Consider the following 14,818-nt stretch of genomic DNA (forward strand, 5'->3'; position numbering starts at 1 on the left):
CCTGCTCGCCGGCACCGGGGCGCAGCGGCCGGTGCGCTTCCGCAGCTGGTCCTCACTGGCCGAGGCGTTCCTGACCCGGCAGGTCGACGTCGTGCACCTGCTCATGCCGTTCGCGGTACAGCTGCGGTACGCGATGGGTGCGCGGGCGCGGGTGCTGGCCTGGAACCACACCAACGGTTCCGCGCTGACCGTGCGCCGCGAGGTCGAGCGGAGCGAGCAACTGGCCGGGACGCGGGTCGCGATCCCGTTCTGGTGGTCGATCCACAACATCGTGCTGCAGCGGATGCTCCGCGCTGCGGGGCTGACCCCGGTCGTCCGCCAGCCTCCATCCACTGCGGACGGAACCGTCGAGCTGGTGGTGATGAGCCCATCCGACATGGTTCCCGCGCTGGCCAACGGATCCGTCGGCGGCTACATCGTGGCCGACCCGTTCAACGCCATCGCGGAGATCAAAGGAGCGGGCCGGATCCTGCGGTTCGTCGGTGATGTGTGGCGCGACCACGCCTGCTGCGTGGTGCTGGCGCACTCCGACCTCGTGGCCGAGGATCCGCAACGGACGCAAGCGCTCGTGGACGCGCTGGCGCTTTCGCAGCTGTCGCTGAGCCGGGACCGGCAGGCCGGTGCGCGGCTGCTGACCGCGGACGGCTATCTGCCGCAGCCGCTGCCCGCCGTCACCACGGCTCTGACCTATCCGGGCAAGAACCACGCCCACACCTTGCATAATCCACAGTGGACAGGGCAACGGATCGGATTCCAGCCCTATCCCTTCCCCGGTTTCACCGCCGAGCTGGTGCGCGACATGCAGCAGACCGCGGTGGACGGAGATACCGCGTTCCTGGATCGGCTGGTGCCCGACCGGGTCCACTCCGAACTCGTCGACGACCGGTTCGCCCGCAGCGCGCTGGACCGGTTCGGCGGTCCGGCCGCCTTCGGTCTGCCCGACGACCTGACCCGCACCGAAGAGGTGAACCCCGCATGACCGCTGTCCTGCCCGCCGGGACGACCAGGATCCGCGGCTCGTTGGGCCCGGCGATCGCGGCCGTGGCGGTCTCCGTCGCGGTGTGGTGGCTGGTGACCGACGTGCTCACCACGGATCCGCTGCTTTCTGCGTTCGCCCCGCAACACGCACTACCGGCGATCGGCGAGCTGTTCGCGCGCGGAGTACTGCTCGCCGACCTCGCGGCGAGCCTGTGGCGGCTGCTGCTCGGCCTGCTCGTCGCGGCGGTCGTGGGCGTGCCGCTCGGTCTGCTGGTCGGTTCGCTGCCGGTGTTCGAGCGCGCCACCCGGCCGGTTTTCCAGTTCCTGCGGATGATCTCGCCGCTGTCCTGGGCGCCGATCGCGGTCGCGGTGTTCGGCATCGGCCACCGGCCGGTGGCGTTCCTGGTGGCCACAGCGGCGGTGTGGCCGATCGTGCTCAACACCGCGGCCGGGGTGCACGCGGTCTCGCCCGGGCACGTGCACGTCGCGCGCTCGCTCGGAGCGAGCCGGTTGGAGCTGCTGACCAGCGTGGTGCTGCCGACCGCGCGCGGACACGTGCTCACCGGACTGCGACTGGCGCTGAGCATCGGGTGGGTGGTGCTGGTACCCGCGGAAATGCTGGGAGTGGACTCCGGCCTGGGTTACCAGATCCTCAACGCCCGCGACCAGCTCGCCTACGACCAGGTGATGGCGGTGATCCTGGTGATCGGCGCCCTCGGCTACGTGCTGGACACCACCACCCGGGTGGCCCTGCGTCCCCGTCGCCCCAGACCGGCTAGCTCGGGACCTCGCGGTAAGCGTTGCCGGTCTGGTTGGGCCGGACGCCGTCGTAGAGGCCGGTGGGGCTGGTTTCGGTGGAGAGCGTGAACCAGGCGTAGCGCTCGACGAACGGCAGTTCTTCGAGCATCGCGGTGGAGTTCCGGACGAACTCGGTTTGCTGCTGCTGGCTCGGGTAGCGCGGCGTCGCGCCGGAGAAATCGATCAGCGCGTATTCGGTGAGCCAAACCGGTTTCCGGTAGCGGTCCTGAACGGCTTGGACGTAGCTGCGCAGCTGCTCGGTCGCCGCGGGTGAGAAATCCGCGCCGTACCAGTGCAGCGGGATGAAATCGACCCGGTAGCCGCGTTCGGCCGCGCCCTGCATGAACCGGTCGAGCCAGCCGCCTTCCTGATCGGCACCGGTGGCCACCGCGGGTGCGCCCAGCCGCATCCCGGTTTCCTGCAGCTGCGGCCACAAATCGAGGGCCTGCTCGACGGACATGTTCGCTTGCTCCGCCATGTCCGGCTCGTTGAAGCTCAGCAATGTCGAGCCCGAATTCTTCGCCTCGTCCAGCTCTTGCCGGTTGACCGCATCGGCGCCCCAGATCGTCGGGACGAATTCCGTGCCCTCCGGTGCTGCGATGCCCTGCTCATCGGCGGACCAGTCGTAGAACCAGCTCGTACCGGCGTCGCCGAGCGCTTCGTCCACACCGGACACATCGGTCGCGCTGACACCCTTCTTGCCGGGATCTTCGACGGTTCCCGGCCCGGCTGCCGCGGCCGAGGGCGCGAGCAGCACTGCCACCACCGCCGCCAGCGCGGTCCGCAGCGACGTCCCGGCGACCATCAAATCCCCCGATGGCAGGCCACGCCGAGCCCGAACGACGTGCGGGTACCGGCGAGCAAGCGAGCTGATTTCCGCATGAGTCCTCTTCGAGGTGTGCACGACCAGGAAAGTTCGAGAGCATCATAGGAACGCGCACGCGCCAGGTCCCGGCACGAATTTTCCCGGATTTCGCGCCGCGCCCCGGATTCACCCGCGCAGCGGTTTCGCCCGAGTTCGGCGCACGCCGGACTGGAAGCCGAGCACCAGCATCGGGAAGGAGCGCCTCCATGACGCGGTTCGACTACATCATCGTCGGCGCCGGAACAGCTGGTTGCGTGCTCGCCAACCGCCTCTCCGCCGATCCCGATGTCAGCGTGCTGCTGATCGAGGCGGGCGAGCAGGACGCGAACCCGCTCATCGCCATGCCGCGCGGATTCGCCGAGCTCATCGGCGATCCCAGCACCGCGTGGCACTACCCGACTCGCCCGTTCGGACCGGCCCGGCAGGTCGAGCACTGGGTGCGGGGCAAGACGCTCGGCGGGTCCAGCTCGGTCAACGGCATGGTCTACAACCGCGGCAACCGCGCCGACCACGACGCGATCGCCGAGCTCGGCAACCCGGGGTGGGGCTGGGACGAGATGCTGCCGGTCTTCAACACGATCGAGGACAACCCGCTCGGCGCCACCGAAGCGCGCGGCGCGGGCGGCCCACTGCAGCTCTCGACCGCCGAAGGCGGTGACCCGCTGCTCGAGGACGTGCTCACCGCCGGTACCCGACTCGGCTGGCAGCGGGCGCGGGACCTCAACGAGACCGACGAGGAACGCATCGGCTACACGATGGCCACGATCCGCAACGGCCGCAGGTGCAGTGCGGCGACCGCGTTCCTGCACCCGGTCATGAACCGGCCGAACCTGACCGTCGCGCTGCGCACCGACGTCGATCGGGTCGTGCTCGACGGTGACCGGGCGTGCGGCGTGCGAGCCAGGCAGGACGGGCGGGCCGTCGAATACGGCGCCATCCGCGAGGTGATCCTGTCCTCCGGCGCGCTCGCCACGCCGAAGATCATTCAGCTCTCCGGGATCGGTGATCGCGAGACGCTGCGCGCCGCCGGGGTCGGCATCGCCGCGGAAAGCCCGAACGTCGGCGCCCGGATGCGCGAGCACCGCGTGCTCTACGCGCAGTTCCGGCTCGCCGAGGACATCGGGTACAACCGGCTGCTGAACACGCCGGAGGCCCAGCAGCGGGCAATGACCGAGTACCAGGCGACCGGAGGCGGGCCGATGGCCGCGCCGTCGTTCGACATCGTCGGATTCTTCAAGACCCGCCCCGAGCTCGCCCGCCCCGACGCGCAGCTGCAAGTCGCGCCGTACTCGATGCTGCCGCCCGAACCCGGCAAGGGCATTCAGCTCGAGCAGAAGCCGGGGATGGTGTGCATCGCCTACCTGCTGCGGCCGGACAGCGCGGGCGGCGTCCGCATCACCTCGGCGGATCCGGACGCACCGCTGGACATCGATCCGGGGTACTTCAGCACCGAGCACGACCGAACGACCTCCGCGGCCGCCTTCCGCGTGATTCGCGGGCTGTTCGGCACCGCGCCGCTCGCGCAGCGGATCGAGCACGAGATCTCGCCCGGGGACGACGTGCAGACCGATCGGGAGATCATCGACGCCGGGTTGCTCGGCGGCGCTTGCGGTTACCACGCGAGCGGGACCGCCGCGATGGGGCCGAACGACGACGACGTGGTCGACTCGCGGCTGCGCGTGCGCGGTGTGGCCGGGCTGCGCGTAGTGGACGCCTCGGTGTTGCCGATCATGGTTTCCGGCAACCTCAACGGGCCGGTCACGGCGTTGGCTTGGCACGCGGCCGATTACATCCTCGAAGACGCCTGACCAAGGCTGACTGCGGGACCGCCGGCGAGGGCTGGTGCCGTTCCCCGGTCGGCGGCGTCCACCGCGTCATCACACTCGGATAGAGCAGTCCGAAATCCGCACGGCTACGGGCAGAACCTCGACTGCCCGAACACGACCAACCGTTCGTCGCAGCAACACGACCGCACAACGGAGCAACACGGGAAAATTCATTGCCTCCCAGTTACCGCCGGTGATTTCATATGCGTCCCATCGGGGAGGGATTAGCTCGGAAGAAGGAAGCAACACTGGGAGGTAAGCTCATGCAAGCCGAGGTCATGCACGACGGCATCACCCACCGCGCGAACGTCTCGATCTGGGACAGTCGGGCGATCTCGCTGTGCGGCAAGGCGTTCCCGGAGCACACGTACCGGACGAAGACCTTCCACGGCAGCGTCACCTGCCCCGACTGCAAGCACGCCAAGCGCCTCGGCAAGGGGTCCTGAGCGCGGTCGCACCGCACCGTTCGCGAACCTGGCGGTCATTTCCCGGTCACCGCCGCCGTGCCATGATCAACAGCATGTCGGACACGAAGCGTGCCGCGCTGTTCTCGTTCGGTGCCGAACAGTTCGCCGCGCTGCACGAATGCTGCGAACAGCACGGCTACGCCCCCGTCGCCTACGTGCACACCGCGGCGAAGCGGCCCGGGCGGGCGCGGACCGGGAAGGCCGCCGGTGAGCTGCTCGGCTCGATACCCGGCGACGTCGACTTCCTGGTTCCCGGCAGTGCCGCGGGATTGACCGGCGCGCTGCGCGGCTACCAGGTGGATCTCGCGGTGGTCTACGGGTTCAACTGGCCGCTTCCAGCAGACCTGTTGCGGAGCCTGCCGGACGGCGCGCTCAACGTGCATCCCTCGTCGTTGCCGCGATACCGCGGTCCCGCGCCGGTGCACTGGGCGCTGCGCAACGGCGATCCGTCGATCGGCGTGACCGTGCACCGCATGACGGAGCAGCTCGACGCCGGGCCGATTCTGGCTCAACGCAGCGGAATTCCCCTCGACGAGGAGATGACGCAAGAACTGCTGTGGGAACGGATCGAACCGGTCGTCCGGGAGCTGCTCGGCACCGCGTTGGGCCGGGTCGCGGCAGGCGATCAGGGCGAACCGCAGGACGAGTCGGCGGCCACTCGGGCCGGATACCTGGAGCCCGGTTTCTCCGTCGTCGACTGGTCGAACCGCGCCACGGACATCCACAACCAGGTGCGCACCAACCGGTTCATGCGAAGGAGCCCGACCGCGCGGCTGAACGGGAAGCAGGTGCGGATCCTGCGCACCCGCACGACTCCGGGCGACGGTGTCCGGGTCGAGTGCGCGGACGGTCCATTGTGGATAACGGATTACGCTTGCGCGGAGTGATCGCGGATCCGGCGCGAGACCCGCTCGCGCATCGCCATCGCGACCGGGTCCTCGAAAGCTCTCAGACAGCCCGCGGCCTCCCGCCAGGAATCCACCGCTCGCTCCGACTCACCACCGGCTGCTGCGGCGGCTGCGAGACCATCGGCGGCCGCAGCGAGCTGCCAGTCGTCGCCCAGTTCCCGGTGGATCGCTGCTGCGCGCCGGTGGAAGTCGGCGGCGTCGCCGAAACGTCCGAGTTCGCGGTAGGTCTCACCGATGCCGTGCAGCGCCATCGCTTCCCGGCTGCGGTCGCCCAGCTGTTGCTGCAGGACCAAGGAGCGCTGGTAGGAACTCAGCGCCTCGCCAGGTGTTCCGAGCGCGCGCTGCACCCGGGCCAGCTCGGTCAGCCAGTACGCCTCCCACATGCGGTTGCCGAACTCCGCGGCGAGGGCGAGGGCTTCCGAGATCGTCGAGTGCGCGGCCGGTGCATCGCCTGATTCGCGCTGCGCCCGGCTGAGCAGGAACAGCGCGTTGCCTTCCCGGGCGCGGTCGCCGCGTTCCCGATACCTGCGCAGGGCGGTGTTCAGCTGCGCCGCGGCGGCCGGGATGTCGCCGAGTTCGCACCGGACCTCCCCGAGATTGCACGCGGCCAATGCCTGCCAGCCGACGTCGCCCGCTTGCCACGCCAGGTCTGCGCAGCGTTCGAAACGCGCACGGGCCTCGGTCAGATCCCGGGCGCGCAGCGCCACCAGGCCCAGCGCGTTGATCGACGCGAGCAGGCCGGGCCGGTCGTCGAGCTCCCGGCGGATCTCCAGCGCCGCCCGGTGGTGCCGCTCGCTGTCGGCGAGTCCGCGGCATTGCAGATGCGCTTTGCCGAGGCTTTCGTGCAGTTCCGCCGCGCCGTAGCGGTCACCGATCTGCTCGGCCGAGGCCAGCCCGATCCGAGCGGTGGTGAACCAGTCGTCGAAATCGTTGCGGTTGGCGTGCGCGTTGCGCAGCAACGCGGCCAGTCGCCAGGAGGTTTCGTGCGCACCGTGCTCGGCCGCGGCCCGCACCACGGCGACCAGGTTCACCCGTTCCGCCTCGTACCACTCCAGCGCACGGGTGCGGTCGTCGAACGCGATCCGGTCCCCTGGCGCGAACTCCGGGCGCCGGGCGTGCGGAAAGATCACGCCCAACGCCGAACCGGCCGAGCGCGCGTACCAGCCGAGCACTCGCCGCACGGCGAGCCACCGGTGCTGCTCGGACTCCTCGTGCAGCGCCTGATCGGCCGCGTAGGCGCGCAGCAGGTCGTGGAGCTGGTAGCGACCCGGCGCACGCTGGTCGATCAAGTGCGCGCCGACCAGCACGTCCAGCAACCGCTTGGCTTGCGCGGTGGAGCCGTCCAGCAGCGCGGCCGCGGCGTCGGTGCCGAACTCCGGGCCGGGATGCAGCCCCAGCCGCCGGAACAGCCGCGCCGCGTCCTGCGGCAACGCCCGGTAGGACCAGGCGAAGACGGTGCGCACGGCGTCGGATTCCTCGTCGTCCTCGGCGGTGAGCGCGTCCCAGAGCGAGGATTCGTCGCGCAGGTCGGAGATCAGGTCCGCCAGGCTCATCAGCGGTCTGCTGGCGGCGCGTTCCGCGGCGATGCGCAACGCCAGCGGCAACCGGGCGCACAGCCGCGCCAACTCCAGCAGTTCGGCCTGGTCATCGGCCGCGCGGTAGCTCGCGGTGAGCTCGCGCAGCAGCTCGGCGGACTCGTCCGCGGTGAGCACGCCCAAGTCGACCCGCCGCGCACCGTTGCGCACCACCAGCCCGGACAGCCGGCTGCGGCTGGTCACGATCACCAGGCACTCCGAGGTCCCGGGCAGCAGCGGCCGCACCTGTCCGACCGAGCCCGCGTTGTCCAGCAGCACCAGCATCCGCTGGTCGGCCAGCCGGGAGCGGTAGAGCGCGGCGCGATCCTCCGGCTCGGCCGGGATCGACCCGGCCGGTACGCCGAGCGCGCGCAGGAAGCGGTCCAGCACTTCCCCGGCGGTCACCGGCTCGCCCGGGTCGTAGCCGCGCAGGTTCACGTACAGCTGGCCCTGCGGGAAGCGGTGCCGGACCCGGTGCGCCCAGTGCACCGCCAGCGAAGTCTTGCCGACCCCGGCGGTGCCGGTGATCACGACCACCCCGGGAGGATCGGCGTCCTCGAGGACCGCGTCGAGATCGCCCGTCTCCGCGACGCGGTTGACGAAACTCCGCACGTTCCCGGGAAGTTGCTGCGGCGTGTCGACCGGCGCGCGGTCGCCGCCGTGGAAGTGGACGTCGCCGTACACGCGTCCAGCCTGCACGACATCGGCAGCATCTCCGGAGATCTCCGAGCGGTTCCGGGACGTCCGGCCGTGCGCCTGCTCCATCTGCTCGGGTCACCCCCGTCGCGGCACAGCCGTCACGTCACCGCACGCCCGGTACGAGCCCAGAGCGGTCGGCGAACACGGCCAACTCCTCCCCGCGGTCGTAGAGGTCCCTGATGAAGCCGCGGCAGCGCGCGATCAGTTCGGGGTCGCGGTAGCGGATTCCGCCCGCGAGCGCGCCATCGGTGTCGTAGCGGACCTCGTACATGACTTCGTCGCCGAGCGTGCAAACTTCCGGCAACGGGCCGGATTCCTCGAACCGCTCGACCTGGTCCTCGCGCACCACGCGCATTCCGGCGCCGTACTCGCTGCGCAACCGCAGCAGTTGCAGCTCCCAGCGCAGGTACGGCGTGAGCGGTTCGGCGAGCACCCGGACGCGCTTGGTGCGGAAACCGGCCTCGGCGATTCTGCGGTAGTAGTCCGCGATGTCCGGGCGCTGGTCTTCGAGGCGGTGCATCGCCTCGTCCCACGCACCGCGGGCGAACGCCTGCCAGCTCGGGCTGCGGGGTTCGGCGAAGGTCTGCTGCCGTTCCAGCTTCCAGAACCCGGCCGCGCCGATCCGCCAGAAGTGCTGCTGGAAGTCCGCCTGGTAGTCCTTCAGCGGCAACCGCGCACCGCGCGCCGCTTGCAGCAGCTCACGCATCGGGGATGTCCTCCTTGGCGGCCAGCAAGGTCGCGCGCGGCACGACCACGAGCCGCTCGTCGGCGGCCACCATCGCCCCGTCCGGCAACCGGCCTGCGTACTCGCCGGTGAGATCGCGGCCGATCACGGCGACATCGCCGTTGGCCAGTTCCCAGACGTCCGGGCAACCGTCGTCGTCGCCGCTGGTTCCCAGTTCCCGGGCGGATTTGCCCAGCCGCCGCGCGAGCGGCGACGAAGGATCCGCCTCCCAGCTCCGGGTCATCTCCCCCACCTCCGATACCGCCAACGGCCGCGTGGAGAGCGGAATACCGGCCGTCCACAGCTCGATCGATACTGTTCGTGCCGTTACCGGCGCGTACAGTACCATGTTGATCATGGTCGGCGGCGCGACCCGATCAATGTTCCAACGTTCGGAGTCGATGTCCGGCCCGGTTCGGTGAACCCACCACGTCGATCGGTCGCCGCTGTTCGGGTCAACCGCAGGTGATTTCCTGGGCGGCCACCGCTACCGAGTACCCGGTCAGCGAGGAAGTCCAGGCGCTGATCTCCAGGGCGTTCGGCACGATGCAGGCCCGCAACTCATCTACTTGGACGGGAAGACCGCCTACTTGGCAACCTCCGCCACCGCCGCGAACGCGCTGAGACGATTCCACGGGTGCACTGTGCGCCGGGCGGCGGGCCACCGGATCTGGTCGTCCGGTGAACGCGGCTTCTGTTCCACTATGGACGATCCGGGCCGTGAGCGAATTTCCGCTCACGGCCCGGGTTTCCGCCGCCGGGGGTCGCCCGCGACCGTCAGCGCGCAGGAGGTTCGTCCGCGCTGGGACCGGTCATGGTGCCGCGACCGCACCCCAGGTGCTCAGCCAGGGGGCTCGCTGACCACGGCTGCCCCGTCCGGGCGCCATCCTTGCACGACCAACGCGCCGCCTTGGAGCGTTGCGGAGAGCATCGGTTGCATCCGCGTGCCGAGTTCGTCCGGGATGCCTCCGAGGCGGGCGTAGGACACCCGGCTCGGATCAGCTTGGTGGCGGACGAAGATGTTCACGGCTCCGGACTCGTCGGACGCCACGATCGGCAGGCCGGTGTAGGCGCCTGGGAGTTCGGGAACGGGATACCACTCCTGCGGCCACTGGTTGGGGCCGAGGTCCCGGCTCTCGGGCAGCTGCCGCAAGGCGCGATTGCCGTCCAGCGCGAACAGCACCAGCCGGTCGTCGATCATCATCACCGCCGGTGGACTGTGCAGCTGGGCGTTGCCGAGAGGAGGCTCCCGGAACTTGAAGTCGCCGGAGACCTCCTGCGCCCATGTGCGCATGTAGTGGCTCCTGTCCAGCACGAACACGCGCAAGAAGCCCGAATCGTCCCGGTGGACCTTCGGGTCCTCGTCGGTCAGTGTTCCGTCCAGCATCTTGCGTTTCCAGCCCTCGTTCTGCGCCAGTCGCCAGACGCTCCCGCCGGAGTCCCTGGTGATCACCACGAGGTTCCCGCTGCGGTCCTGGGCCGCCGCCGGCGTGCCGGACATGCCGGTCGCGATCTCTTTCCAGTCGTCTGCCTGCGACGGAACGCCCGGCTCGACGTTCGGGTTGTACAGCAGCCTCCCGGCCGTGTCGGTCACGAACCCGACCAGCCTTCCGTTGCGGTCCGGCACGAGCACCGGACGGGTTTCGGCCATAGCGCTCACACCGAGATCGCCGTCCGGTTCCGGTGCCGTTCCAGCGGAAGATTGCACGTATCGGTGCACCGTGCCCGGGCCGCTCCCAAGCGTGACGAGGCTGCCGTCCCCGGCCTGAGCCGTCGAACGGGCCGGGAGATCGCAGTCGGGGCGGTCGCACTCGGCCGACGATGCGGGCGGTGCCTGCGGTGGCGGCTCCGCGGCGGCTGGAGGTTCCGGCGTGGGTGCCGGGTTGGGTGTCGTGGCCGGTGGCGGCCCGGGAATCTGCGCAGGCGGCATCTGTCGCACCGGCGGCGGTTCGGCCGGTGGCCCGTCGCGGCCGACGTCCAGCTGCGCGGCGAACGCGACTCCTGCGGACAGCACCACGGCAGCCGGAACGCCCACCAACACCGTCCGGCGCACCCGGCGGCCGCGCGACGCCTTGCGCCCCGCGGATTCCCGGGCCAGCGCGGAGCTCGCCGGGATCTGCACTCCGGGCTGGGACCGATCCGCCGCACGGCGGTGGAAATGGCCCTGCGCGCGCAGGTACGGATCGGATTCCGGCGACACCGCCGCGGCTCCCGATCCCGATTTCCCCGCCGATTTCGGCTGGAACGAACCAAGGAAGGCCCGGTGGTACTCGGGCAGCTCGGCGCCGACCCGCTTGCGCAGGTAGTCACCGACGACATCGTGCACCTGAACGGCGGGTGCGTCGCCGACCCAGCACCGCTGCACCAAGGCCAGCTCGTCGAGCCGCGCGAGCAGATCCTCGACCGCGTCCGCGGTCATGCCCGCGACACGACCCCAGTACGTCCGCAACGTCTCGGGCGGGATGAACGCGTCCCCGGGGAAGATCGCGAGGTCGAAGCACCGCTGCCGGTGCTGCTCGCCGAGCAGGGACAGGTTCAGCTCGATCATGGCCGAGGCCGTGTCGCAGCGCTGCGTCACGGCCGTGCGGTCCACCTCCTGCGCACCGCGGGAGAGCCGATCGGCCACTTTTCGCGCCGCATCGGAAAGCGAACGCCCGCCGTTGACGTACTTGTGCACGGCACGATTGGCCAGCGCCAGCATCAATGGCCACCCGTGCGTGCGGGCCAGCAGCGGATCCACCTGATCCGGATGGTGCGTCGACCACCCCGCGCACAACACGGCCTGAGCTTGGTCCGGCTGCATCGCCCCGGCAGTCACCGGCGCGGCGCCCTGCGCCAGCAACTCCGGGAACCTGGTGGTGACCAGCTTGCGGCAGTTCGTGCCCGCGGCCGCGAACGGTTCCAGCTGCGAACGCCGCCACACGTCGTCGATCACCAGCAGGCAGCGCTTGTCCGCCACGAGGTTGCCGAGATGTTCACCGGCCTTGTCCGGGCCGGTGAACGACGGGCGGCTTCCGGACAACCGCTCGGACAGCTCGTTGAGCTTGGTCGCCAGGTCCGGCCCGGCGGCGTCGTACCCGATCGTCGTCCACAGCACGCCGTCGGGGAACGACTCGGCCACCCGCGCGTCGCGGCACGCCATTGTGGCCAGCGTGGTCTTGCCGAACCCGCTGTCCCCGGTGACTCCGGTCGGCAGCCCGGTTCCGGAGGCACCACGCAATGCCTCGATCAGTTCGTCGAGCAGCTCCGGGCGAGGCATCGCGGAATGCGCGGGAATCGGCAACGAGTCTCCGGTGCTCGGGCGAACCGACGACGATCCGCCCGTGTTGATCGTGAGACCACCGGAAATACTGCCGCCGACTTGCATCGCCAGACCGACGTGGTCGCCGACCTGGTTCGACGTCGACGCCACTTCCGCTGCGGCGTCGTCGCCTTCCGACCTTTCCGACAAGGATCTACAGTTCCTCTCCGCGGACCGGACCGGTCCACACGTCCGACTAGTTCGAGTTCCGGCCGCACAACGCCGAAGAACCGAAGCGCCGCCCGGACATCGCGGGGACGATGTCCGATGCAGGCAGAACGGGCGGACATCGGCTACCGCTGCGGAACGAGAAGCTCCGGCAGCGCGCGAATTCCGCCCGAAAGCACCCGGGCACCGGTTCCATCAGCGAGCACGCAACGGGCACGCCGTTGCGGTTCACCCGAGGCGGACCGAGCTCGCACCCCTGACTCGGCCCGGTGCTGTGCGCTCCGGGAGGCGCGCGAACACGCCCCTGCGATAAGTTGATCAGTTGTCGCTCGCTACCACTTCTCCCCGGCACAACGTCCGCACACGCTTCTTCGGAATATGCAGCAATCGCCGATACCGGCGATTAATCCAGTCCTGATGCGGGACAGTCAACTTACTTGAACTTGAATTCGCTGCCGGATCGAGCAGGATTGCGACGAGCGGGCATACCGATCGACGAGCGGTCGCTTCCGAACGACGAATGACGAGCGCAAGTTCGTCCCGGCTGAACTCGGCCGGGCGCACGAACAATAATCGTTGCTTGCTGAACCAGCACTGCCGCAAACAAATTGATTCCGAAATCATTGCCCTGGTCCGCGACGGCCGATGAATCGGCGCGCGTTCCGGGCCGGTTCGCGAGCGGCGGAGCCTGCGGTCGTGCGGGACCGCCACCGGACTTCCTGCTAGAACGACCCCATCTCGGCCGACAGCCAATGCTCCGGGCGCATGTAGATGGTCACGTGCTCACCGAGCTCCGTGCGCTCGTACTCCACGAAGTTCGCGGCCGCCTTCGGCGGCAGGTACCGCTCGGCCATGCGCCGGGAGGCTTCCTCGCTCCCCGCCTCGATCCGGGTGACCGGCCCTTCCACCGAGACGTAGCGCACGGTCGGCTCGATCCGCTGCGCCAGCAGGCTGAACCGGCCCGCGGCGCGGATCGCTTCGGCCTTGCGCGACTGCGCCCCGGTGCTGATCCAAAGCTCCTCGCCGGGCGAGTAGTGGTACCAGATCGGGACCGTCATCGGCGCGCGACCGTTCGTCCACGCCACCGCGAGCGATCCCGTGTGCGGTTCGGCGAGGAATTGCTCTCGTTCCTGTGCAGACAGTGCCATGCACTCGAAGATAGCGGCGGTCACCGACGATCGCCCGCGTCCGCGGAAGCTCGCAGCTCACGACGAGCACGCCGCCGGCGCGGGTTCGACACGCCTTCCCGGACGGTCAACGCCGCACCTTCCTGCATCGCCACAGCGGCAGCTGGATCGGCGGCGGGCACCTGTCGGTGAAGTTCATCCGCCCGTTCTACGTCGAAGACGAGGTCACCGCCCGCGGCGCGATCCTGGGCCCGGTCGAGCACCGCGGGCAACGACACATGCAAAGCGAAGTCTGGGTGCAGAACCAGGACGGCCGGAAGACCGCCGTCGGATGGGCCCACGCACCGCTCGCGTGACGACGTCGAACACTTCAGTACATTGTGGGCGGAACCTTGCGGGTGGACCGGATCCGTTCCGTCCCAACGGTTCTGACGATCGCCCCGCTCAGGGCAGCGGGTGGCGCAGGGAGCTTTCGCCGCGCCGCCAAGCACCCAGCAGGCACTCGGCAAGCCTGCCCTCCAGCACGCCGGTGGCCTCGATGCCGAAGACCACGTCCGCGGCCAGGCCCGGTTCGCGGTCGAGCAGGTCGCCGATCACGTCACGGCGCATGACCTGCTCGTGCACGGCATCGGCCTCGACGTGCTCGGTGAAGAAGTGCACGCTCGCTTGCCCGGCGCCGTGGCGGCGCAGCGCATCGGCTAGCCGCTGGGCGCTCGGGGCGGTGGTGATCTCCGCTGCGCTGAAGTGGCCGACGAGCGCGCCGCGCAATCCCCGGTGCAGCCCCAACATCGACATCAGGTTCACCAGTGCGATCTGCGGCGCGGGCACGTCGTCCAGGTAGTGCAGGTAACCCGGGTTCAACCCGGCATCGGCCAGCAGATCGGCGAACAGCCGCGCGTGCACCCGTTCGCCGTGCCCGCCGCCGAATTCGTCGAACTCCACCGCCACCAGCGCCGCCTTCGCCCGGCCCTGCAACCGCGGGATGACCCAGGCGTGCGGGTCGGCCTCTTTGAGGTGGTAGATCGAGCGGTGCGCGAAGTACTCGCACAGCTGCCACCATTCGCCCTCGTCCCGCAGGAAGTGCGAAACGCCGTTGCCCGGCACCGGTTCCACCAGCAGGTCGTCCAGCACGCCGGAGACGTCGTCGGACCCGCCGGTGGCGGCGCGCAGCGCGTCCAGGAAGGTGCGCTCGAGCTCGCGGCGGAAACCGAGCAGTCCCGGCTCCCACTCCCATTCCGGGCTGGAGTCCCGGAAACCGCGGTAGTGCAGCTCGTAGCAAGTGTGCAGGGCGAGGGCGAGGTCGTCGCCGAACGGCTCCGCGGTGCGCGCCTGAAGCAGCGGCAGCACCGGGCCGGGCGGGGGCTGCCCGAGCGCGTCGACGAC

General features: G+C 69.8%; 14 protein-coding genes. 6 read left to right on the forward strand and 8 right to left on the reverse strand.

Going from position 1 to position 14,818, the window contains the following annotated elements; genetic code table 11:
• Positions 1–979, forward strand: a 979-nt coding sequence (locus tag IJH84_RS07565; protein WP_295141976.1) for an ABC transporter substrate-binding protein, incomplete at its 5' end; no start/stop codon positions are given.
• Positions 976–1,845, forward strand: coding sequence for an ABC transporter permease (locus tag IJH84_RS07570; RefSeq protein WP_295141979.1), 870 nt, complete (start codon positions 976–978; stop codon positions 1,843–1,845). The genes IJH84_RS07565 and IJH84_RS07570, both read left to right, overlap by 4 nt.
• On the opposite strand, the gene IJH84_RS07575 is transcribed toward IJH84_RS07570, so the two are convergent.
• Positions 1,754–2,581, reverse strand: a complete 828-nt coding sequence (locus IJH84_RS07575; protein WP_295141981.1) for a glycoside hydrolase family protein — start codon at positions 2,579–2,581, stop codon at positions 1,754–1,756. The two genes, IJH84_RS07570 and IJH84_RS07575, sit on opposite strands and share 92 nt — an antisense overlap.
• Before the next feature lie 266 nt (positions 2,582–2,847).
• On the opposite strand from IJH84_RS07575, the gene IJH84_RS07580 reads away from it, so the two are divergent.
• The 3 genes from IJH84_RS07580 to IJH84_RS07590 all read left to right on the forward strand — a co-directional run bounded on the left by IJH84_RS07580 (position 2,848) and on the right by IJH84_RS07590 (position 5,821).
• Complete coding sequence (locus IJH84_RS07580) at positions 2,848–4,449, forward strand: GMC family oxidoreductase (protein WP_295141984.1); 1,602 nt, start codon at positions 2,848–2,850, stop codon at positions 4,447–4,449.
• Between the two features lie 281 nt (positions 4,450–4,730).
• Complete coding sequence (locus IJH84_RS07585; RefSeq protein WP_295141987.1) at positions 4,731–4,913, forward strand: hypothetical protein; 183 nt, start codon at positions 4,731–4,733, stop codon at positions 4,911–4,913.
• Positions 4,914–4,987: 74 nt separating this feature from the next.
• Positions 4,988–5,821 (forward strand): formyltransferase family protein, encoded by an 834-nt coding sequence (locus tag IJH84_RS07590; protein WP_295141990.1) that lies wholly within the window; start codon positions 4,988–4,990, stop codon positions 5,819–5,821.
• On the opposite strand, the gene IJH84_RS07595 is transcribed toward IJH84_RS07590, so the two are convergent.
• From IJH84_RS07595 to IJH84_RS07620, 6 genes are all read right to left on the reverse strand, one after another.
• Positions 5,803–8,181, reverse strand: a complete 2,379-nt coding sequence (locus IJH84_RS07595; protein ID WP_295141993.1) for a tetratricopeptide repeat protein — start codon at positions 8,179–8,181, stop codon at positions 5,803–5,805. The two genes, IJH84_RS07590 and IJH84_RS07595, sit on opposite strands and share 19 nt — an antisense overlap.
• Positions 8,182–8,218: 37 nt before the next feature.
• Positions 8,219–8,821: a DUF6879 family protein gene (locus IJH84_RS07600; protein ID WP_295141996.1), complete on the reverse strand. Its 603-nt coding sequence runs from the start codon at positions 8,819–8,821 to the stop codon at positions 8,219–8,221.
• Entirely contained in the window at positions 8,814–9,083 is a 270-nt protein-coding gene (locus tag IJH84_RS07605; protein ID WP_295141999.1) for a hypothetical protein, read from the reverse strand. Before IJH84_RS07605 ends, IJH84_RS07600 begins: the two co-directional genes overlap by 8 nt.
• 597 nt (positions 9,084–9,680) lie before the next feature.
• A complete protein-coding gene (locus IJH84_RS07610) occupies positions 9,681–12,290 on the reverse strand; it encodes an NB-ARC domain-containing protein (protein ID WP_295142002.1) in 2,610 nt (869 codons plus the stop codon).
• A gap of 336 nt (positions 12,291–12,626) precedes the next feature.
• Positions 12,627–13,019, reverse strand: coding sequence for a hypothetical protein (locus IJH84_RS07615; RefSeq protein ID WP_295142005.1), 393 nt, complete (start codon positions 13,017–13,019; stop codon positions 12,627–12,629).
• Positions 13,020–13,030: 11 nt separating this feature from the next.
• Positions 13,031–13,456, reverse strand: a complete 426-nt coding sequence (locus tag IJH84_RS07620) for a pyridoxamine 5'-phosphate oxidase family protein (RefSeq protein WP_295142008.1) — start codon at positions 13,454–13,456, stop codon at positions 13,031–13,033.
• 167 nt (positions 13,457–13,623) lie between these two features.
• Between IJH84_RS07620 and IJH84_RS07625 the strand changes: the two genes are divergently transcribed.
• The gene (locus IJH84_RS07625) at positions 13,624–13,791 is read left to right on the forward strand and encodes a hypothetical protein (protein ID WP_295142011.1); all 168 of its coding nucleotides are present in this window, start codon (positions 13,624–13,626) and stop codon (positions 13,789–13,791) included.
• Positions 13,792–13,879: 88 nt separating this feature from the next.
• Here IJH84_RS07625 and IJH84_RS07630 read toward each other — a convergent pair.
• A partial coding sequence (locus tag IJH84_RS07630) for an iron-containing redox enzyme family protein (protein ID WP_295142013.1) occupies positions 13,880–14,818 on the reverse strand: 939 nt, incomplete at its 5' end.

This window comes from Saccharopolyspora sp. (genome assembly GCF_017434145.1).
In the GTDB taxonomy this organism is placed as follows: Bacteria; Actinomycetota; Actinomycetes; order Mycobacteriales; family Pseudonocardiaceae; genus Saccharopolyspora_C; species Saccharopolyspora_C galaxeae.

Bases quoted from the DNA above. Each gene is read 5' to 3' on its own strand.
- IJH84_RS07590 (WP_295141990.1), top strand. From the start codon at position 4,988: ATGTCGGACACGAAGCGTGCCGCGCTGTTCTCGTTCGGTGCCGAACAG.
- IJH84_RS07570 (WP_295141979.1), top strand. From the start codon at position 976: ATGACCGCTGTCCTGCCCGCCGGGACGACCAGGATCCGCGGCTCGTTG.
- IJH84_RS07600 (WP_295141996.1), bottom strand. From the start codon at position 8,821: ATGCGTGAGCTGCTGCAAGCGGCGCGCGGTGCGCGGTTGCCGCTGAAG.
- IJH84_RS07620 (WP_295142008.1), bottom strand. From the start codon at position 13,456: ATGGCACTGTCTGCACAGGAACGAGAGCAATTCCTCGCCGAACCGCAC.
- IJH84_RS07580 (WP_295141984.1), top strand. From the start codon at position 2,848: ATGACGCGGTTCGACTACATCATCGTCGGCGCCGGAACAGCTGGTTGC.
- IJH84_RS07605 (WP_295141999.1), bottom strand. From the start codon at position 9,083: ATGACCCGGAGCTGGGAGGCGGATCCTTCGTCGCCGCTCGCGCGGCGG.
- IJH84_RS07585 (WP_295141987.1), top strand. From the start codon at position 4,731: ATGCAAGCCGAGGTCATGCACGACGGCATCACCCACCGCGCGAACGTC.
- IJH84_RS07595 (WP_295141993.1), bottom strand. From the start codon at position 8,181: ATGGAGCAGGCGCACGGCCGGACGTCCCGGAACCGCTCGGAGATCTCC.
- IJH84_RS07575 (WP_295141981.1), bottom strand. From the start codon at position 2,581: ATGGTCGCCGGGACGTCGCTGCGGACCGCGCTGGCGGCGGTGGTGGCA.